19 protein-coding genes are annotated in these 19,582 nt (G+C 58.4%); 4 read left to right on the plus strand and 15 right to left on the minus strand.

Annotation, left to right across the window (positions count from 1 at the left end; genetic code table 11):
- Window positions 1–28: 28 nt before the first annotated feature.
- The 3 genes from AC2FFA_RS06660 (at window position 29) to AC2FFA_RS06670 (ending at window position 3,766) form a co-directional block, all read left to right on the plus strand.
- Window positions 29–1,918: an acyl-CoA synthetase gene (locus AC2FFA_RS06660; RefSeq protein ID WP_496850679.1), complete on the plus strand. Its 1,890-nt coding sequence runs from the start codon at window positions 29–31 to the stop codon at window positions 1,916–1,918.
- A 12-nt stretch (window positions 1,919–1,930) separates the two neighbouring features.
- On the plus strand, window positions 1,931–2,854 hold the full coding sequence (locus AC2FFA_RS06665; protein ID WP_496850681.1) for an alpha/beta hydrolase: 924 nt from the start codon (window positions 1,931–1,933) through the stop codon (window positions 2,852–2,854).
- A 108-nt stretch (window positions 2,855–2,962) separates the two neighbouring features.
- The gene (locus AC2FFA_RS06670; protein ID WP_496850683.1) at window positions 2,963–3,766 is read left to right on the plus strand and encodes a methyltransferase domain-containing protein; all 804 of its coding nucleotides are present in this window, start codon (window positions 2,963–2,965) and stop codon (window positions 3,764–3,766) included.
- A 23-nt stretch (window positions 3,767–3,789) separates the two neighbouring features.
- Here the strand turns inward: AC2FFA_RS06670 and AC2FFA_RS06675 are convergent, their stop codons facing one another.
- The 15 genes from AC2FFA_RS06675 to AC2FFA_RS06745 form a co-directional block, all read right to left on the minus strand.
- Window positions 3,790–4,626, minus strand: a complete 837-nt coding sequence (locus tag AC2FFA_RS06675) for an alkaline phosphatase family protein (protein WP_496850685.1) — start codon at window positions 4,624–4,626, stop codon at window positions 3,790–3,792.
- A 154-nt stretch (window positions 4,627–4,780) separates the two neighbouring features.
- Window positions 4,781–6,418 (minus strand): ABC transporter ATP-binding protein, encoded by a 1,638-nt coding sequence (locus AC2FFA_RS06680; RefSeq protein WP_496850687.1) that lies wholly within the window; start codon window positions 6,416–6,418, stop codon window positions 4,781–4,783.
- Entirely contained in the window at window positions 6,415–7,230 is an 816-nt protein-coding gene (locus AC2FFA_RS06685) for an ABC transporter permease (RefSeq protein WP_117868219.1), read from the minus strand. The genes AC2FFA_RS06680 and AC2FFA_RS06685 overlap by 4 nt, the downstream gene beginning before the upstream one ends.
- On the minus strand, window positions 7,227–8,183 hold the full coding sequence (locus AC2FFA_RS06690; protein WP_117868220.1) for an ABC transporter permease: 957 nt from the start codon (window positions 8,181–8,183) through the stop codon (window positions 7,227–7,229). The genes AC2FFA_RS06685 and AC2FFA_RS06690 overlap by 4 nt, the downstream gene beginning before the upstream one ends.
- Window positions 8,184–8,198: 15 nt before the next feature.
- On the minus strand, window positions 8,199–9,785 hold the full coding sequence (locus tag AC2FFA_RS06695; RefSeq protein WP_117868221.1) for an ABC transporter substrate-binding protein: 1,587 nt from the start codon (window positions 9,783–9,785) through the stop codon (window positions 8,199–8,201).
- 235 nt (window positions 9,786–10,020) lie between these two features.
- Window positions 10,021–11,124 (minus strand): DUF4147 domain-containing protein, encoded by a 1,104-nt coding sequence (locus AC2FFA_RS06700; RefSeq protein ID WP_496850689.1) that lies wholly within the window; start codon window positions 11,122–11,124, stop codon window positions 10,021–10,023.
- On the minus strand, window positions 11,124–11,561 hold the full coding sequence (dtd, locus tag AC2FFA_RS06705) for a D-aminoacyl-tRNA deacylase (RefSeq protein ID WP_117868223.1): 438 nt from the start codon (window positions 11,559–11,561) through the stop codon (window positions 11,124–11,126). The genes AC2FFA_RS06700 and dtd overlap by 1 nt, the downstream gene beginning before the upstream one ends.
- 42 nt (window positions 11,562–11,603) lie before the next feature.
- Complete coding sequence (locus AC2FFA_RS06710; protein WP_496850691.1) at window positions 11,604–12,272, minus strand: nitroreductase; 669 nt, start codon at window positions 12,270–12,272, stop codon at window positions 11,604–11,606.
- Between the two features lie 65 nt (window positions 12,273–12,337).
- Complete coding sequence (locus AC2FFA_RS06715) at window positions 12,338–13,453, minus strand: TFIIB-type zinc finger domain-containing protein (protein WP_299895054.1); 1,116 nt, start codon at window positions 13,451–13,453, stop codon at window positions 12,338–12,340.
- Between the two features lie 7 nt (window positions 13,454–13,460).
- The gene (locus AC2FFA_RS06720; protein ID WP_496850694.1) at window positions 13,461–13,778 is read right to left on the minus strand and encodes a CPCC family cysteine-rich protein; all 318 of its coding nucleotides are present in this window, start codon (window positions 13,776–13,778) and stop codon (window positions 13,461–13,463) included.
- Window positions 13,779–13,787: 9 nt separating this feature from the next.
- A complete protein-coding gene (locus AC2FFA_RS06725; protein ID WP_496850695.1) occupies window positions 13,788–14,936 on the minus strand; it encodes an SPFH domain-containing protein in 1,149 nt (382 codons plus the stop codon).
- Between the two features lie 22 nt (window positions 14,937–14,958).
- A complete protein-coding gene (locus AC2FFA_RS06730) occupies window positions 14,959–15,885 on the minus strand; it encodes a DUF2927 domain-containing protein (RefSeq protein WP_299895047.1) in 927 nt (308 codons plus the stop codon).
- A gap of 43 nt (window positions 15,886–15,928) precedes the next feature.
- Window positions 15,929–17,119, minus strand: a complete 1,191-nt coding sequence (locus AC2FFA_RS06735; protein WP_299640154.1) for a toxic anion resistance protein — start codon at window positions 17,117–17,119, stop codon at window positions 15,929–15,931.
- A gap of 30 nt (window positions 17,120–17,149) precedes the next feature.
- The gene (locus tag AC2FFA_RS06740) at window positions 17,150–18,064 is read right to left on the minus strand and encodes a 5-bromo-4-chloroindolyl phosphate hydrolysis family protein (protein ID WP_496850698.1); all 915 of its coding nucleotides are present in this window, start codon (window positions 18,062–18,064) and stop codon (window positions 17,150–17,152) included.
- Between the two features lie 175 nt (window positions 18,065–18,239).
- Window positions 18,240–19,118: a pseudouridine synthase gene (locus AC2FFA_RS06745; RefSeq protein ID WP_496850700.1), complete on the minus strand. Its 879-nt coding sequence runs from the start codon at window positions 19,116–19,118 to the stop codon at window positions 18,240–18,242.
- On the opposite strand from AC2FFA_RS06745, the gene AC2FFA_RS06750 reads away from it, so the two are divergent.
- Window positions 19,117–19,581 (plus strand): nucleoside deaminase, encoded by a 465-nt coding sequence (locus AC2FFA_RS06750; RefSeq protein ID WP_496719143.1) that lies wholly within the window; start codon window positions 19,117–19,119, stop codon window positions 19,579–19,581. The genes AC2FFA_RS06745 and AC2FFA_RS06750 overlap by 2 nt on opposite strands.
- Window position 19,582 lies beyond the last annotated feature (1 nt).

Here is a 19,582-nt window from a genome sequence, read left to right on the forward strand (position 1 = left end):
ACGCGGGAGAATATACGGGAGGAACCACATGGCCTTTGTGGGATTGGAAGACAAGAAGCGTATGGAACAGGAAATGCCGTGGGAGGATCGGGATTTGCCTGTCACCTTCCATCAGCTTTTGTCGCGCACGGCAGGGAAGTTTCCCAACCATAATGCCATGAGTTTCCAACTGTTCTCGGGCCCGAACGACAAGGCCGAGACCCTGACCTGGTCGCAACTTTTGGCTCAGGTCAATCAGGCGGCTAACCTGTTCCGCTCGCTGGGTGTGGGCGAAAAAGACGTGGTCGCTTTTGTGCTGCCCAATTGCAATGAGACATTGGTCACACTGATGGGCGGTGCGGTCGCGGGGATCGTGAACCCGATCAATCCCCTGCTTGAACCGGAACAGATCGCCGCGATCCTGCGCGAGACCGGCGCCAAGGTCGTGGTGACGCTGAAATCCTTCCCGAAAACAGATGTCGCCCAGAAGGTCGAGGAAGCGGTGCGCCACGCACCCAAGGTCAATACCATTCTGGAAATTGATCTGAACCGGTATCTGACCCCGCCCAAATCATGGCTGGTGCCGTTCCTGCGCCCCAAGATGGGCGACAAGGAAAAGCTAGCCCATGCGGATTACAAGAACTTCCACACTGAATTGGCCAAACAGCTGACGACGCTGACTTTTGAAGACAGCAAGGAAGATCGTGTCGCCTGTTACTTCCATACCGGTGGCACCACAGGTATGCCGAAGGTGGCGCAGCACAAGTATTCCGGATTGATCTACAATGGCTGGTTGGGAAGCACGCTTCTGTTTGACGAAAACGACGTCATCATGTGCCCGCTGCCCATGTTCCACGTTTTCGCGGTGCACGTGATTGTGATGGCGGCCGTTTCATCCGGTGCCCATGTGGTTTTCCCGACACCACAGGGATATCGCGGCGACGGGGTGTTCGACAATTTCTGGAAGCTGATCGAGCGTTGGAAGGTGAGTTTTATCATTACCGTGCCAACTGCGATTTCAGCCAAGATGCAACGCCCGGTCGATGCCGATATCTCAAGCGTAAAAACGGCCTTCTCGGGCTCGGCCCCGCTGCCGGTGGAACTGTTCCGCCGGTTTGAAGAAGCCACCGGCGTCACCATTGTCGAAGGGTATGGTCTGACAGAAGCAACGTGCTTGGTCTCGTGCAATCCGGTGGACGGCGAGAAAAAGATCGGATCGATCGGTATTCCGTTTCCTTATACAGACGTCAAAATCCTGCAGGACGGGCCGGACGGACCGACCGAATGCGGGACTGATCAAATCGGTGAGATCTGTATCTCGAACCCAGGTGTCTATGCGGGAAATACCTACACCGAGGCCGACAAGAACGTTAACCTGTATCACTTCGATGAGTACCTGCGGACAGGTGATCTGGGGCGCTTCGACGAAGATGGGTATCTGTGGATCACCGGTCGGGCGAAGGACCTGATCATTCGTGGCGGTCACAATATCGATCCTGCCGAGATCGAAGAGGCTTTGCTGGGCCATGAAACCGTTGCTTTTGCCGGTGCTATCGGCCAGCCGGATGCGCATTCCGGTGAAGTTCCCTGCGCCTTTGTCGAACTGGTCGAGGGCGCATCGGTCACCGAAAAAGAGCTGATGGATTACTGCAAGGTTCACGTGCATGAACGCGCGGCGCAACCCAAGCACATGACCATTCTGGATGAGCTGCCCAAAACTGCCGTTGGCAAGGTGTTCAAGCCTGATCTTCGGAAACAGGCTATCACTCGTATCTACAACGGCGCTCTCGAGGATGCTGGTTTAGCGGCACGGGTGGTCTCTGTCATCGATGACAAGAAGCGCGGCCTGGTCGCGCAGCTTGACGCGAACGGATCTTCGGAAGACGATGTTGCAAAAGTGCTGGGGGTATACACCCGGCCGTGGGAGTGGTCTGAATAAGCCGGAGGGACAATGGACTATGAACGCCTGATCGACGAAGAAACCTGGGCGTTCATACGTCGCACGGCCGAAAGCTATCCTGATGACGCGGTACAGTTGTCGATTGAGGATCAGCGTCGTGTCTATGACACCATGTGTCAGGACTTTCGCCAACCACGCCCGGCTGGCGTGGAAACAGAGGACAGGGCGGCCGATGGTGTTCCGGTTCGTATCTACTCTGCCGGGCAACCAACTCGAACAGTCGTCTATTTTCATGGTGGCGGTTTCGTTGTTGGTGGTCTCGAAAGCCACGACGATGTTTGCGCTGAGTTATGCGTCCAAACCGGGTACCGGGTCGTCGCCGTCGATTACCGGCTGTGCCCTGAACATGTGCACCCGGCACAGTTTGATGACTGTTGGACGGCTGCGAACTGGGCCGCAAGCGAATACGGTGACCCGCTGATATTGGCCGGTGACAGCGCCGGTGGAAATCTGGCTGCAGCTGTTTCCCATCACGCGCGCGGGCGTTTGGACGGGATCCTGGGGCAGGTGCTGATCTACCCGGGCCTCGGTGGGGACCCCAGTCAGGGGTCCTACACGGAACATGCCCAGGCCCCCTTGCTGACGTTGGATGAAATCAAGTTTTATGAGACCGTCCGATACTCGGGCGTTCAGCCCAAGGGCGATCCAACCTATGCTCCGTTGCAGGACAGTGACTTTTCAAACCTGCCGCCGACCGTGGTTGTAACGGCTGATTGCGATCCGCTGCGAGACGACGGGCAGGTTTATTGCAGGCGGATCAACGCGGCGGGCGGGCGGGCCCACTGGATCAACGAATCCGGTCTTGTTCACGGCTATCTGCGCGCGAGAACCTCGGTGAAACGTACGGCTGACAGTTTCGAACGTATTTCGGTTGCGATAGAAGCGCTGGGGCAGGGGATTTGGTCCTACGACTAATGCAGCGAATGTCTCGGCAATGGTGCTCGAAAGCCCGGTACGTTCACAACCCAACAAACCGTTAGGCTGTGGTATAGTCTCTTGGAATTTCCAAGGAGACATTAGGTTATGACCGACCCCTTCCAGAACGTTGATGCCGCAGGGCCTGAATTCATCAAGTTGTTTGCGGATTCAATGGACCAACGGCAAGCGGACCCGACCATGGAACGGATCGTTGCTGCGTATCTGGATCATCTGCATGTGACGCGGGCGTCCACAGTTGTAGAGGTCGGTGCGGGTGCAGGCGCCGTAACGCGTCGCATCGCATCACGCTGCCACCCGGCAGCAGTTGTCGGGTTTGAACCCTCGAAAGGGTTTGTCTCGGAAGCCAGCGATCGGGCTAAAGAGTATTCGAACCTGACGTTTAAGGTGGCGGACGGTGCCGCGCTGCCTTTGGAAGATGATGCCGTCGATGCGGTCATTATGCATACGGTGCTAACGCATGTGGAAGATCCCGGATCTCTGGTTGCTGAGGCTTTCAGAGTGCTTAAACCTGATGGTCAGTTGATTGTGTGTGACGCTGATTTTTCCAAAGCGACGTTCAGCTCTTTTCCAAATGATCCACTGGATATCTGCGCAAAAGAGTTCGTTCGCGAGTTTGTGACCGACCCCTTTGTCGTCGCAAAACTCAGGCCAATGATTGCCGATGCCGGACTTTCTGTTAGGCACTTTGACGTTCAGAGCAGAGTTGTATCAACACCAGAGCACATGTTGCCTTGGGTCGACCTGACCACCAAGCAAATGTACGAGCGAGGTGACATCGGAAAAGAATTGGCGGCGGGGCTTGTGGCCGAGCACGAAAGACGTGCTCGAAACGGGTCACTTTACGGATACCAGGTGTTTGCGACAATGGTGGCCGCAAAGGCCACATAAGCGACCCCGAAACTGCATGCGCATTACCGCAGAAACGGTTCGGCCTTCATTGTCTCTGCAATGGGGGCACCTATCCGGCTCAGGATGGTCGGGGCCAATTGCAACTGTTTTATGACGGTCTCAGAGTCTGGCCCTTCGGCGTCGCCGAAATAATACAGCGCCGTTTCCTGTTGCAGTGGGCTGCGTCCACCGTGGTGCCCACGCTCGTCCTGGCCGTGATCCGCCGTGACGATCACTTCATATCCCAACTGGCGCCAGCGGGGGATGAAAGGGGCCAGCATCTCGTCGGCGACAAAGCAGGCGTGATCCATTTCTTCGCAATCGTGGAAGAAACGGTGGCCCATACTGTCCAGCGTGCAGGTGTGCAGAATGCCATAGTCCAGCCCGAACCGCAGGCACAGATTGGTCAGAGTGGCATACAGGTCGACATCAGATGGCGTCATCTGATTGGCTTTGCCATAGCCGGTCATGCTGTGAAAACGGCCATGGTTGATCGTCCGGCTTTCGGGTTCGTCATATTCGATGTCGCGGACGTAATCAAAGGGATGACGGTTGAAGAACTGCGACCAGTAGCTGTGTGTCACCGCTCCGGTCACACCACCGGATTCACGCACCTGACTAAAGACGTCCTTGTGGCTCAGCCGGAAGACGTTTCCATTCCCGGTGCAGCCGTGCTCTTGCGGCGTCACGCCTGTGTGGATCGACGCATAGCAACTGGCCGATGTCGAAGGCAGCACCGCGCGCAGTTTCCAGACACGCGCTTCGCCGCTGTCGACCCAGCCTTCGAGATTGCCGAACAGGCGGCGAAAATTGCGATAGGGGACACCGTCCAGAATGATGAGAAGTAGCTTGCGGTCCATGTCGAGGCCCTTTGAGAGACATTGCGTTCCGGCGACCCTAGGAGATTCGACGTCCATCGGCTGCCACTTTGCGCCCCCAATAGCAAAATCCCGACACCTGTCATCAGACAAAGTGCCGGGATTTCAAACCGTCATTGAATTGTCGCGAACCGGATCAGTTCCCGGCGCTTTCCATCTTGCGATGGGCGACAACTTCCTCCAGCCAGCCCAGATGCATTTCAGGCACCGAACTGAGCAGCAGGTCGGTGTAATCGTCGAAAGGCGGGCTCAGCACCTGACTCTTTGAGCCATAACGGGCCACGCGACCCTGATACATCACCGCGATGCTGTCGCTGATCGCGCGGACCGTCGCCAGATCGTGGGTGATGAACAGATAGGCCACATCCTCGATCTTCTGCAAGTCCAGCAACAGTTTCAGGATGCCGTCCGCCACCAGCGGATCCAGCGCTGAAGTGACCTCGTCACAGATGATCATCTTGGGCTTTGCCGCCAGCGACCGCGCGATACAGACACGCTGTTTCTGGCCGCCAGACAGTTCCGCAGGATAGCGGTCGATGAATTTTTCGCCCAGCTCGATCTCATCCAACAACTCGATGATCCGTTTGCGCTTCTCAGCGCCGCGCATGTTGAAATAGAACTCCAACGGGCGGCCGATGATGGTGCCGACGGTCTGGCGTGGATTCATTGCCACGTCTGCCATCTGATAGATCATCTGCAACTCGCGCAGATCCTCGCGAGACCGTCCCGCAAGGTTCGGCGAAAGTGTGCGCCCGGCAAAATTGATCTCACCATCGCGCGGCGGCAACAGGCCGGTGATAACCCGGGCCAGTGTTGACTTGCCCGAACCGGATTCGCCAACGACCGCCAGCGTCTGTCCCGGATGAAGTTCGACATTGACGTTGTGCAGCACGTCGAAGTTCAGCCCCTTGTAGCGTGCCGTGATGCCTTCGACGGTGAGCAGCGGTTCCGGCGTGGGCTGTTTTTCTTCGTGCTCGATTGAACGAACCGAGACCAAAGCCTGCGTATACTCTTCCTGCGGGTTGTTGATGATCTGGTCGGTGCTGCCGTATTCGACTGTATCACCCATCCGCAAAACCATGATATCGTCGCTGACCTGCGCAACAACGGCCAGGTCATGCGTGATGTACAAAGCGGCAACGCCGGTATCGCGAATGGCATCCTTGATTGCCATCAGAACGTCGATCTGGGTGGTCACATCAAGCGCTGTGGTCGGTTCGTCGAACACCACCAGATCAGGTTCGGGGCACAGAGCCAGAGCGGTCATGCAACGCTGCAACTGACCGCCCGAGACCTGGTGCGGATAACGGCTGCCGATGTTGTCAGGATCGGGCAATCCCAGCTTGGCGAACAGTTCGCGCGCGCGGCCTTCGGCCTCTTTGCGGCTGAACTTCTTGTGCTCGACCGCGGCTTCGACAACCTGATCCATGATCTTCTTGGCCGGGTTGAACGACGCAGCAGCGGATTGCGAGACATAGGCAACCTCACCCCCGCGCAGATTGCGGATATCGCCATGCGATGACTTCAGGACGTCACGTCCGTTGACCCAGACTTCGCCGCCGGTGATTTCAACGCCACCCCGGCCATAGGCCATTGATGCGAGACCGATTGTGGATTTCCCAGCACCGGATTCACCGATCAGGCCCAACACCTTGCCGCGCTCGAGGTCAAAACTGACCCCGTGCACGATTTCGATTTCATGGGGTTTCTCACCCGGTGGGTAAACGGTTGCACCGATCTTGAGGTCGCGGACCTTGAGAAGGGTATCACTCATCCCCGGCCTCCTTTCAGCGATGTGGTTCGGTTCAGGATCCAGTCAGCCACAAGGTTGACCGAAATCGCCAGCGTCGCGATGGCGACAGCCGGGTACAGCGCCGCGCCAATGCCATAGACGATGCCATCTTTGTTTTCCTTCACGATGCCACCCCAGTCGGCCAGTGGGGGCTGTACGCCTAGGCCCAGGAAGGACAGGGTAGAGATGAACAGCACCATGAAGATGAACCGCAGTCCAAACTCGGCCACCAATGGGGACAATGCATTCGGCAGGATTTCCCGGAAGATGATCCAAGCCCGTCCCTCACCGCGCAGTTTTGCGGCTTCGACGTAATCCATCACGTTGATATCCACGGCAACGGACCGCGACAGGCGATAGGGGCGTGTCGCATCCAGAAGGCCCATGACAAGGATCAGGATCGGAACAGTGACCGGAACGATGGCCAGAATGACCAGCGCGAGGATCAGGGTCGGGATCGACATGATCAGATCGACTGTCCGGCTGAGCGCCTGATCCGCCCAACCGCCCAGAACGGCGGCCAGCAAACCGAGCGAGGTACCGGTCAGAAAGCTGAGCAATGTCGCGGCGGCGGCAATGAAGATCGTCGTGCGCCCGCCATAGATCATGCGGGTCAGCAGGTCACGGCCGATATTGTCAGTACCCAGCAGGTGCTCGGCACTGGTCGGCTCCCATACATCGCCGACCACTTCCGCCATCCCGTAGGGCGCGATCAACGGGGCAGCGATTGCCACGAAGAAATAGGCGCCGGTGAACATAAGGCCAATCAGAGCCGAAATAGGAATGTTCTTCATTTCGGATGCCTCAGTCTTGGGTTTGCAAGGATCGAGACGATATCCGCGACCATGTTCAGGCCGATGTAAACAGCCGCGAACACCACGCCGCAGGCCAGAACGACCGGCACGTCACGCTTGGTCACGGCGTCCACAAGGTACTGCCCCATGCCGGGATAGACGAAGACAACTTCGACCACGACAACGCCGACAACCAGATAGGCGAGGTTCAGCATGACGACGTTCACGATGGGCGAGATTGCGTTGGGAAAGGCATGCCGCGCGATGACCTGAAATGTGCTCAGGCCCTTAAGCTCTGCCGTTTCGATATAAGCGGATTGCATCAGGTTCAGAATTGCAGCCCGGGTCATACGCATCATCTGCGCCAGCACCACAAGTGTCAGAACAAATGCCGGCAAGGCGACGGCGTACAGTTTCTGGCCGATGGACATGGAATCATTGACCATGGCAAGCGAGGAAAACCATCCCAGTTTGACTGAGATGTAATAGATCACAACGTAGCCGATCAGAAACTCGGGGATCGATACCGTCGTCAATGTGATGGCGGAAATCAGCTTGTCTGGCCAGCGATTGCGGTACCTGACGGCCAGCAGCCCAAGGAAAATCGCTAGTGGAACCGAAACGATTGCCGCAACACAAGCCAGGAAAAGCGTGTTGCCGAGGCGTTTTCCGATGCTCTCAGAAATATCAAGCTTGTTGGTAAGCGATTGACCAAGGTCGCCCTGAACAATGCCTCCCAGCCATTCGAAATAGCGGGTCAGGGCGGGGCGGTTCAGGCCCATTTCTTCGCGGAGGTTAGCCAAGGCCTCGGGGGTTGCGGACTGCCCCAGGACGGCTTGCGCGGCGTCTCCGGGAAGAGCTTCGGTCAGGCCAAAAATCAAGGCCGAAGCGCCAAACAGCAATAGGATTCCCAGCGCGAGGCGCTGGGAAACCAATTTGATGATAGGATGCATTATCCGTGGCCCGTCTTAGACGAACCACATTTTGCGGGACATGTTGCCGTTCATCATCTCTTGCGTCGGGTCGCTTTCCCAGCCGTCCAGTTGGTTGCTGACACCTTCGACAAAGTCGTTGAACATCGGGCAGATCAGGCCGCCTTCGTCGCGGACCATTCTGCCCATCTGGCTATAGATGCCCTTGCGTTTTTCAACGTCCAGCTCCGCCTTTGCCGCGAATAGCATGTCATCGAACGCCTGAACCTTGAACCGAGTGTCGTTCCAGTCTGCGGTTGATAGATACGCGGTCGAGTACATCTGGTCCTGAACCGGACGGCCGCCCCAGTAGGAGGCACAGAAAGGTTGCACGTTCCAAACTTCGGACCAGTATCCGTCATTGGGTTCACGCTTGATCTCAAGCGGAATTCCGGCCTGCGCCGCCGTCTGTTGGAACAGCGCTGCGGCATCCACAGCACCCGGGAAGGCACCGTCAGCAACACGAAGGATAATCGGCGAGCCGTCATGACCGGACTTCTTGTAGTGCTCGGCGGCTTTTTCCACGCTGAACTCGCGCTGTTCGATGGTCTCATCAAACAGTGGGTAGGCGGCGTTGATCGGCATATCATTCCCGATCGAGCCATAGCCGCGCAGTACCTTATCCACCAGATCCGTACGGTTGATTGCGTATTTCAGTGCCGTGCGCAGTTCGTTGTTGTCGAACGGAGCCGTGTCGCAATGCATGATGAAGACATAATGTCCGCGACCCGCTGTTGAATGCACCGTCAGGTTTGGCGCGCGCCCCAGTAAGTCGGCTACTTTGGGTTCTACGCGGTTAACGGCGTGCACCTGACCGGACTGCAGCGCTGCAGTACGTGCGGTCGCATCGTTGATGACAACCACTTCGACGCTGTCAAAGTTGCCGAAATCGCTGTTCCAGTGGTTTTCGTTCTTGGTGAACAGGTGACGGACACCGGGCTCGTCAACTTCCAGTTTGTACGGACCAGTGCCGATCCCAGCCGCCGGGTTATCCATGCCGCCGTCCGGCTGAATGATCAGGTGGTAGTCCGCCATCAGATAAGGCAGGTCGGCGTTCGCTTCGGTCAGAGTGACCTGGAAGTTGTCGCCGTCGGCCTTCATTGACTCGATGCCCTTCATGATGCCGAGGGCGCCAGATTTGGAGTCTTCGTTCGAGTGGCGCTGCATGGTCTTCAGCACGTCCTCGCTGGTCATAGTCTTGCCATTGTGGAACTCGACACCCTGACGCAGTTTGAAGGTCCAAACCTTGGCATCCGCGCTGCCTTCGACGCTTTCAGCCAGGCGCGGCTCGATGGTCCCATCAGGTGCAACTTCTACAAGCTGGTCGCCGAATTGCTTGCCGTTCTGGAACGGAACCGAGCTGGCATAGGTCGCGGGATCCAGCGAGTTTGTGGACTCGCCACCCTGAAGGCCAAACTTCAGGTCGCCGCCCTTTTTCGGGCCAGCTGCGCGTGCTGCGTCGGCGAACATCGTGCTAGCCACGGCAGCCGAAACGCCCAGGGCCGCGGCTTTCCCCATGAATTCGCGGCGGGTCATTTTTCCGGCTGTGACCTGACCGGCCATATGCGTGATTTGTTCGTTCATTTAGTGATCTCCCTATCGAGTGGTTCCAGCCCTTTTCGGGCTTTTGTTGACGCATGAGTCAACGTTGGCTTATTTCCGCGGACCGGGCAAGGACATTTCTCCTAAATACCGATGGCCGAAGCCCTCTCTTTCTTGTCCGGTGTGCGGCAATTGCTGATTGGGTGTTCAGGTGCAGTCTGCATTTCCGGGTAGTTTCCGGTCGATTGCGGGTCAAGGTGGCATGATAAGCGTCAATTCATCCACGTATCGCGACAACCAGGTCCATGACATTGGTGCCGGTTGGCCCTGTTATCAGCAAAGCATTGGCTTTATCCAGGAAAGACCCGCTGTCGGCTTTTCGAAGCGCGCGATCTGCGCCATCACCCCAGGTTGCGCCTGTTATGATTCCTCCCGCCGCATTTGTCGGACCGTCCGTGCCGTCGGTGCCGCCCACGACCACCGCAAGATCTGTTTGGCCTGAAATCTCTTTGGCTAAGGCAAGCGCAAGGGCCTGATTTCTGCCGCCACGCCCCGGGTGATCAGGCAAAACCACGGTCGGTTCTCCGCCAAAGATCATCACTCCCTTTTTCATTTCGCGCAGCATGGGCCCAAGACGCGCCGCGACCTGCAAATAATCGTCGTGCAGGGCCTCATTATTGGTCAAGACACTCAACCCCGCCGTTTCCGCTGCTTTGGCAGCCGCATTGCGGGCATGCGCGTTCGAAGCAACGATCCGGGTGGTGGCCGCAAAGGAATGGTTATCAGGCAATGCTCCGATTCCCGATCCGATGACATTCAGGTCGTCTCCGGGCACATCTGAAATCGCCAGAACAGTGGCGCGGTTTCCGGCGAAATGGGACAGCAGACCGCCGCCCTTGATACGCGACAGCTTGCGCCGCTCGGCATTCATCGCGCGGATATCCAGCCCTTTGGACAGCAGTTTGCGGTTTAACACCTCGAGGTCATCAAGTGATGTTCCGGGAAGTAGGTCCTCGGCCAGGGATGACGCGCCGCCCGAAACCAGCAGCAGCACATGTGATCCGGGTTCCATTTGTTCCATGGCCAAGCGCAGAGCACGCCCGCCCGCCAGGCTGCGGTCGTCCGGAACGGGGTGTGACGCTTCAATCACCTCGACCCCACCCGGCAAGTCGCGGCCATGGTCGTCTTTGGTGACCACAAGCGTGGGGATAGCGCCAAATTGTGCCAGCGCAGCCCGCGCCATGGCTGCGGCTGGTTTGCCCACGGCCAGAATACGGTCGGGTTTAGAGACATCAGGCAAGGCGGCTTGGGTGGCCTGATACCCGCCGACGGCCTCAACCCCGGCCTGCCACAACCTGACGGCTTGCTTCTCAATATCCATCAATTCTCCACCCAGATCGTGACTGGCCCATCATTTACAAGCTCAACCGCCATGTCCGCGCCGAACTGTCCGGCTTCCACTGCAATCCCCTGCGCGGCAAGGTGCTCTGCGAAGACCGTGTACAGCTGCTCTCCCAGCTCAGGCGGGGCTGCGTTCGAAAATCCGGGGCGATTGCCGCCGGAGGTGTCCGCCGCCAATGTGAACTGGCTGACCACCAAAGCAGAGCCTTCAACATCCAGAAGTGAGCGGTTCATCTTGCCGGCGTCGTCCTTGAAAATCCGCAGTTTCGCGGTCTTCTCGGCCAGTTTTTCTGCCTGTGCCTTGCTGTCGCCTTGCATGGCACAGACAAGAATCATGAGCCCAGGGCCGGTTGTGCCTATGACGGTGCTTCCGACCGACACTTTGGCCTGTGTCACCCTTTGCAGCAATGCGCGCACTTGGTTCCTCCCCCGAAACGTTGAGCCTGCCTGAGCGACGGTTTAGCCGCGCCAGTCCACAAAGTCACCCAATGCCGCGCGCTCCGTACGGAAGCTGTTTGCAGGATGATCCATATCCGAATAGCCAAAGGAAATTGCGCACAGGATCAGCCGGTCATCGGGGATCTGAAAATACTGATGCAAAAAAGGACTATATGTGGCCAATGCCGCTTGCGGGATGGTTGCCACGCCCAAAGCCTGAGCAGCGAGCGCAAAAGCCGTGACAAAGCCGCCGCAATCCATTGCACCATATGGTCCAAGCTCTGCCGGGCTTGAGATGATGGCACAATGTGGTGCGCCAAACAGGGCAAAGTTCTGCATCATTTGCTGGGCCGATTCCTCGCGGTTCCCCCGTTTTACGCCAACCGCGTCGTAGAGTGCCCAGCCGCACGTCCTGCGGCGGTCTTGGTACACGCCGGAGTAAGACGTGGGAAATGGAAGATCCGGGGCCGGTGTGCCGTTTTCCGCCTCGTTTAGCATCGCGTCGCGGAACCTGTCGGTTTCGTCTCCGCTGGTGATGATCAGTTGCCAAGGTTGCGCGTTGCACCAGCTTGGCACCCGGGACGCGCTGGTCACGATCTGCGCGATCTGTTCCTGCGGTACCGGGTCCGGCAGAAAGGCCCGGCAGGAATGACGTTTGTCCAGCAAGGCATTCAATTCAGCAATCGACACATGGACCTCTTCTCAACGTTGCAGGCCTGAGGATGAAGGTGCGGTGTACAATGTACAAGAGGCTGTTATTGCTGTCCTGTTGCCATCAAGTACCCGACACCTGCGGCAACCAGCAGACCAAGTACAACGGCGATTGTGATCTTTATTGCCGACCAGGGGCGCTCTCCCTGAACCCGACCGGTCCGGCCGTTCACCACGAAACGATAGGTCTGGCCGCGATACTTATAGGCCGCCAACCAGACCGGCAGCAGGATATGTTTGAATGTGACATCGCGCACATCGGTGTCCACTGCGTGGATACGTTGCCTGTCGCCACCAATATCAAAACGTACATCCCGCTCGATCACGCGCGCCATATGTGCTCGGGCCTCGGCATATCCCTCTTTCAGCTCAACCGTATAGGCCTCGGCGCGAAACCCGGCGAGGTATTCTGGCTGGTAGGGTTCCAGAGCCGGTAGATCCCAAGGCTCCAGAGCATCGGTGTAAGTCTTGGGCAGTGACCTTGAGGCCAATACCAACACGTCGTCAAAAAAACGCGCCACCCGGCCGGACTTGGGCGTCCAGCGGACTTTTGGCACCTGTTGTTGCACCCGTTTGCCATCCCGCATGACGGTGCGGGTTTCATAGTAGACTGTGCCGCGCTCTCCGCGATAGGCCGATTTGGTATCGGCATCAAAGGTCCAGTACGGCACGTAGATACCCTGCATCCTACGTCCTTTGCGGGCATAGTCCTTGAGCCCGTTCGGAGCGAACCACAACCGCCCCAGCCAATCGCTCATCGCCGTGTGGGCCACGCGTTCATCCAGAGCAAAAGGCAGAACGCCCTTCGGTTTGATATGTCGGTTCACCCCGGTGTCCGTCACAACCGGAGTAGCGCAGAACGGGCATTCCGCAGCATGGGTGTTGGGGTCGAATTCAACCTGCGCCGCACAATTTGGGCAGGACAGAACCCGTGTCTCTTCGATTTCGCTGTCGGGCAGGCGGTCGGCGATGGCCGCGTCGAAATCCAGCTCGCGCAGGCTGGCGCCGCCCCAGGGGCCCGCACCGATCGGTTCGGAATGGCCGCAATGGTCACAGGTCAGCGTGCCGGATTTCGGGTCGAACCGATAGTCCGCGCCGCACTGGTCACACGGAAAACGGTGTTCCGCGACATCAGGCGATGGGGCAGGGGCATGAGTCATGACGCGCTCAGTCCTTGAGAGGGAAGTAGAGATAGGCCGCGCGGTTTTCCTCGGGCAGGACATGCGGCAGCATCGCGGCCTCGCAGGCCCCGATCGTCTTGAAACTGTCGCGCCCTTCGGCCAGCGTCAGGCTATGATTGGCCGCCGAGGGCTCGCGTGGGTTCGTGTCACAATGGATTTCCTCGTCCTCCCAGAAACAGATCGGACAGATCAGGTACTTTCCGCGCTCCGAAAGGGTGACATAGTCGCAGCAGGGGCAGACGAAATGCGGGCCGAGCCGCGTTCTGCGTCTGACCTTCTTCGTGCGCTTTCCAGGGCCGGCCATGCGGTGCCCTCATGTGCCGGGTGGGGGCGGAGGCAGAATGGTGAACAGCTGCGCCAGCTCCTGCACCTCGCCCGCTTTCTTCCATCCGTCCTGACCAGGCGTCCACACGAAAGTGTCGCGCGTGATGTCGCCGTCGCTGGCCATGCGGCCCATCTTGGCCTTTGAGAACGGGCCGCTGGTCTGTCCGTCCACCGCGATATGCCACACATGCTCGACGGGGGGCGGAGGCGGCGGGGCCACATGCGCGGCCGGTTGCGCAGCAGCGGGCGCGGTCGCGCCCCACGGGCCTGACGGCTGACCCGCTGCCATGTTCGCCATCTGGTTCGCCATCGCCATGCCCATTCCCATGCCAAGGCCAGCGCCCATGCCGCCACCGCCGTTTGGGTTGCTGGCGGCCGCCGTCATTGCCTCGGCTGCGGAATACTGTGTAAACTTGCCCAGATCACCGGCCAATCCCATCGAGGTGCGCTTGTCCAGCGCCGCCTCGACCGCTGGCGGCAACGAGATGTTTTCGATATAGAACTCAGGCATCTCGAGCCCGTATCCGTCCAGTACCGGCGACACCTCGGCCGCGATCAGCTTGCCCAGATCGGCGGTGTTGGCGGCCATGTCCAGAACCGGAATGCCCGACCCCGCGATGACCCGACTGAATTCCTGCACGATGATGTTGCGGATCTGAAAGCTGATCTCGTCCATTGTGAATTCACCGTCAGTTCCTACGATCTCGATCAGGAACTTGGCTGGGTCCTTCACACGTACAGTATAAGTGCCATAGGCGCGGATCCGGGTCGGCCCGAACTCCGGATCGCGCAGCATGATCGGGTTCTTTGTGCCCCATTTCAGGTCGTTGAACCGTGTGGTGTTGACGAAATAAATCTCTGACTTGAACGGAGATTGAAATCCATGATCCCAGTGCTGCAACGTGGTCAGGATCGGCATGTTGTTTGTTTCAAGCATATAAAGGCCCGGCGTAAACACATCCGCCAGTTGGCCTTCGTGCACAAAGACCGCCGCCTGACCTTCGCGCACGGTCAGCTTGGCGCCATACTTGATCTCGTGACCTTCGCGCTCGAACCGCCAGACCATGGTGTCACGGGTGTCATCCACCCAATGAATGACATCAATGAATTCTCCGGTCAGAAAATCGAATATTCCCATTTGGGTTCTCCTGTCCTTGGGGTCAGAGCGGCTGCCCCATCAGTTCGTGTGCAATAATTCTTACAATGGGTCGTGCTTCGTCGACGTCTACGCCGGGCTGCAGTCGCGGGTCATACAGCATCGTCAGCAGCTTTTCGTCGTGGCTGGTCAGCAGGGCAAACTCGTCGTCATCATTGAAAATCGAAGGTCGCGCTGCCGGGCTGTCATTGGACAGGCCAAGACCCTGAGCAATTTCTTCGTGAATGCAGCTTTGGCGGCCCAGATCCGTCAATTCGGCCCGGATAAGGGAAACGGCTCGTACGTATCTGTGTGGTGATGAGGTCGTTGCCGATGCAAACACCAGACAATCGATATTGGCACGTGGATTGGCCACCAGGTTCAGCGAGTCCTGACCGATATTCGGGATCAGCTGCTTCAGGCGGGATACGACATAGGCGCTGTCGTCCTTGCCTGCAAAAAAGACATGGAAATTGGCGTTGCGAGAGACGACGGAAATCGGATGATCGGTCAATCTGGCCAGACGGGTGGCAAAGGACCGAACCTGATCTGTGTCTTTCTGCCGTGCAGAGGGAAGCACGGAAGGGCCGAACTCGGTCTGTATGCGCACCGACCCGGACCATCGGCTGAGTTGCCCGTCCGTCTGACGCGAGCCAACCGCGACGCTCTGCGTCGGATACTCACTGTAGAACGCAATCGCTTCGAAATTCCGCGACAGATCTTCGGCATCATAGGGGGTGTCGGGGCCGCCCCCATCGATGCGCAAAAGTCCCCGCACCAGCAGGTCCCGTTCAACCCGCCGATAAAAGCGCGCCAGATCCTGACTTGCGGCAGACGGCGGCACATAAGCATTGGCTGCCACAGGTGCGGGTGCGGGGCGGGGTTGCGGAACAACGGATGACGTCAGGGTCTCATCGCAATTGGCCAGGGCCAGGAATGATACTATCCCCAATGTTCGTTTCAAGTAACCGAAGGCCCGCACGCTGAACCCGCCCTTAGCCAGGTACCGCCGTACCGGCATTGTCGCCGGTTCCGTCGCGCCGTGCCTTGGCAGACGCCAAAGTGTCGCGCAGTTCCTTTTCCATCTTCTGCAACTCAGCTTCGGCTGCGGCGCGTTTGGCCTTGCCTTCGTCCGCAATCGCAAGGCTTTCGTTGATGGTGCCAATTAGGTCGGCATTGGCCTGCTTGACCGCTTCGATGTCAAACACACCGCGCTCCATTTCTTGGCGGATCATCTTGTTCGATTCTCGCAGGTTGGCTGCGTTCGAGGTCAAAAGCTCGTTGGTCAGGTCATTGGCATCCCGCACCGCGGCAGCGGCCTCGGCGCTGCGCTGGATCGTAACCGCCTGGGCCAGTTGCGTTTCCCAAAGCGGGACGGTGTTCACCAGTGTCGAGTTGATCTTGGTGACCAGCGACTTGTCGTTTTCCTGAACCAAACGGATCGACGGCAGCGACTGCATCGTGACCTGTCGTGTCAGTTTCAGGTCATGAACCCGGCGTTCGAGGTCATCGCGTGCCGCGCGCATGTCGCGCAGTTCCTGCGCCTTCATCACCTGTTGTTCTTCGGGTGCTGCCTGAACTTCGGCTTCTTTTTCAGGGATGGCGTGGCTGTCGAGTTCGGTCAGTTTCTCTTCGCCCGCCGCGATGTACAGCGCCAGTTCATCATAGAAATCCAAGGTCTTTTCATACAGCAGGTCCAAAGACTTGATATCCTTGAGCAGCGTATGCTCATGCCCCAGTAGATCGTCGGTAATGCGGTCGATCTGGTCCTGAACCTCTTCGTACTGAGCGGTAAATTTTGCAAATGGTGCAGCTCTGCCCAACAGTTTTTCCCACCAGCTACGTTCGCGACGCACGTCAAGTTCACTGACCGAGAACCCGCGTATCGTGGTTACGATGTTGCGCAGGCTGTCACCGGCCGGGCCGACATCCTTGTTGCGCACATCCGCCAGCATGGCCTGGCTGATTTCCTGAAGTTCGGCCTGAGCGGACGAGCCAAACGCGACGATCGAATTGGTGTTGTCCATGTCGATTTCATTCATCCGCTTGCGGATTTCGGCGCTGACGGGTTCGTCGGCTTCCTCCAGCGACACGACTTCGGCCTGTGGTTCGGGCAGGGCAACTGCGGTGACTTCCTGTACCAGAGTTTCGGCCTGAACTGCCTTTTTCTTGATCTCATCGGACATGGGGATGTTCCTCGCTCAAATAATGGCCGGTCAGTCCAGCCGGACGCCTTCGCGCTGCAGTCTTTCACGCAACACGTCGATTTCGACCGTCAGATCACTGCGGTCATCCAATAACATTTTCCGCGTACGTGCGGAAAAATTCTGCTCCAGATCGTCCAGCAGGGCGGAATAGTCGGCAAGCGCCTGCGCATCGCGGGTGCGCGCGTAGACATCAGCAAACTTGACAGTCGCGTCACGCGCGCCCCGCAGATAGACGGTCAGGTATTTTCTGGCTCCGGCCAGATCGCGAGGATCTTCCTCGACCGTGCGGAACAGGTCACGTGCGGTGTCCTGAAACCGCTCCACACGGGCTTCGACGCGTCGGTCGCCCGCGCGTTTTATGGCATCCGTCATTTCCGACAACTGTTTCTCGGCATCATCGACCACGCGGGCCACACGGTCTTGCTGATAGGTGTCGATCCCTTCCATCCCTTTGTCCTTCATCGGATCAAGTCCAAATGAGACAGAGTGCAGAACGGTCGCCGCAACGCCAAACAGTACGGGGGCCAACAGGCTGACCTGCGCGGCTGCCTCAGCGTCCAGAAACTCGGATCTGTAAGACGCAAGGCCTGCGCCAAGGCCAGTGAGAACACTGGCAAAGATCTTGCGCGGAAAAGCGGGCCTTCGGGCGGTTTTGCGGGCGTTGTACGCGGCCTCGGCCCTCAGGCCTTCCCGCAGCAAGAATGCGGCCGCCGTCAGAAAACCAGCGGCGATCAACCCGATGGTCATGCCAATCGCGCCGTCGTTCAGGGACAGAAACACCAGAGGAATGGCGGGCAGAAACAAAATATTCGCACGCGCACCAGCGGGCTCGACCCGCGCGCCGTCAAACTGACTCCTTGGCAGCGGAGCGTTTTCCGTTTCATCGCCCTGTGGGCTGTATTTACCGCCAAACCGTTTTGCCATGGCTTACAGACCCCCGAGCAAGCCAGTGCAGACGCCGAACAACAGCACCAGCAGTACAGCGTAGGCCAGTTTTTGCACTCCGCTTCCGGACATCACGCCCCCCAAATAGCAGCTTTCACTGAAAATTTAGGGGATACGCGGGCTTAGCGCTAGGGGGAAGGTTGCCGAACCCGCATCACTTGCGGGGATTCTTGCCGATTTGAGGTCGTTTTCTTTGTGGCCGTGACGGGCGTTTGGGCGCGTTGTCGGCTTTATCTTCGGAATCCAGACCCAGTTGATCGCGCATGACCCTGCGACGGACTTCTTCGACCTCACCCTGTTTCAGAGTCCCCAGCTGGAAGGGGCCGTAGGACACGCGCAACAGTCGGTTCACGGTTAAACCGATATCTTCCATCGCGCGGCGGATTTCGCGGTTCTTGCCTTCGCGCAAGCCGATCGTCAGCCAGGCATTTGCGCCCTGTTGGCGATCCAGCGACACGGTCATCGGCTGAAATCGCTCTCCTTCGATTACCAGCCCCTTGCGCAACGGTTCGAAGTCTTCGTCCTTCGGGCGACCGTTCACTCGCACGCGGTACTTCCGCAACCAGCCGGTCGAGGGCAGTTCAAGCTTGCGCTTGATGCCGCCATCGTTGGTCAACAGCAGCAACCCTTCGGAATTCAGATCCAGCCGCCCGACGCTCATCACCCGTGGCATGTCGGCGGGCAGCCTGTCGAATATTGTCTCTCGCCCTTTTTCGTCGCTGGTCGTTGTCACCAACCCGGCAGGCTTGTGATACAGCCACAGGCGCGATGGTTCCGGTTCCGAGACCGGTTTGCCGTCGACTACGATCTTGTCTTTCGCCGTCACGTTCAGGGCAGGGCTGTCAATGGTCTTGCCATTCACTGCCACGCGGCCTGCTTCGATCATGCGTTCCGCCTCGCGCCGCGACGCTACGCCAGCGCGGGCCAGGACTTTGGCGATCCGATCGCCGGGGGGTGGGGTCTTGTTCATGTCAGGGCCATACCGCATCCCGCGCGCTTGCGAAAGGCGGGTTTCTGATGCAGTCAGGGGCATGGTGTTCAAATCGCATATGGAACAGGCCCTGGCCGAGGCGCGTGCAGCGGCTGACCGCGGCGAGGTGCCCGTGGGGGCTGTTATCGTCGGTCCGGACGGAACCGTTGTGGCGGCGGCTGGAAACCAAACGCGTGAGTTGAACGACCCCACGGCCCACGCTGAAATCGTGGCCTTGCGTGCAGCCTGTGCACAGGCGGGGTCTGAACGGCTGCCGGATCACGATCTTTATGTCACGCTGGAGCCTTGCGCGATGTGCGCAGCGGCCTTGGCCGCCGCGCGCATCCGGCGAATCTATTACGGCGCGGCAGACCCCAAGTCCGGGGGTGTGGCGCATGGTGCACGCGTGTTTTCGCATGCACAGGCGCATCACGTGCCCGAGGTCTATGACGGGATTGCCTGCGAAGACGCCGCCGCACTTTTGAAAGACTTCTTTGCGTCGCGCCGGAAGGACGTGCCAAGCTGAA

This window comes from Ruegeria sp. YTSB088, assembly GCF_059609825.1.